This is a genomic window from Roseateles sp. P5_B10 (genome assembly GCF_056400485.1).
In genome coordinates this window covers 1-631 of sequence record NZ_JBFULE010001557.1, presented here as the reverse complement: position 1 = coordinate 631, position 631 = coordinate 1, and the positions used below count along the sequence as shown (strand labels likewise).

Sequence of the window (631 nt, the reverse complement as noted above, 5' to 3'; positions counted from 1 at the left end):
GCTTCTGGTTGTACTCATCGCTGCCCACCGAGTCGGTGTGGCCAACGGCGATGATGACTTCCAGGTTGATGCCCTTGGTCTTGCTGACCAGGTCGTCCAGCTTGGCGGTGGCTTCGGGCTTCAGCGTCGACTTGTCGAAGTCGAAGAAGGCATCAGCGGCGAAGGTAACCTTCTCGCTGACCGGAGCCGGCGGCGGGGGAACCGGCTTCGGAGGCTGGGGAGCCGGGGCCGGAGGCGGGGGAGCAACCGGTACCGGCGGCTCAACCTTGGGTGCCGGCTTGATTTCGCCGTCGCAGCCCTTGGCGGCCGTAGCGGGCGTCCAGAAATTGTCGCGCCAGCAATATTCGTTGGTGCCGTTCTTCCAGACGGTGCCGTCGGTTGCGCGCCAGTTGTCGATAGCTTGGGCCGATGCGCCAGACGCAGCAACGGCGACCGCGGCCACCGCAAACAGCGACGCCACACGATTCAGTTTCTTCATGATTCTCCTCTCAAGGAATGCCGCAGTTGCCCTGCGAGAGTCAGTACTCAACCTCTAACCTCAGGAGAGACTTTAGGGTTTCTCCTAGGGACCCGACGATTGTGCCATGGGGGCACCGAGACCAACGCATTGTGGCGGCCTACGTTCAAGGCC

At 62.6% G+C, this 631-nt stretch carries 1 protein-coding gene; it reads right to left on the bottom strand.

Annotated features, from left to right (window positions below; all coding sequences use genetic code 11):
* Nucleotides 1–478: OmpA family protein (locus AC1DU6_RS34565; protein WP_477863013.1), on the bottom strand; the 478-nt coding region annotated here is incomplete at its 3' end.
* Nucleotides 479–631 lie beyond the last annotated feature (153 nt).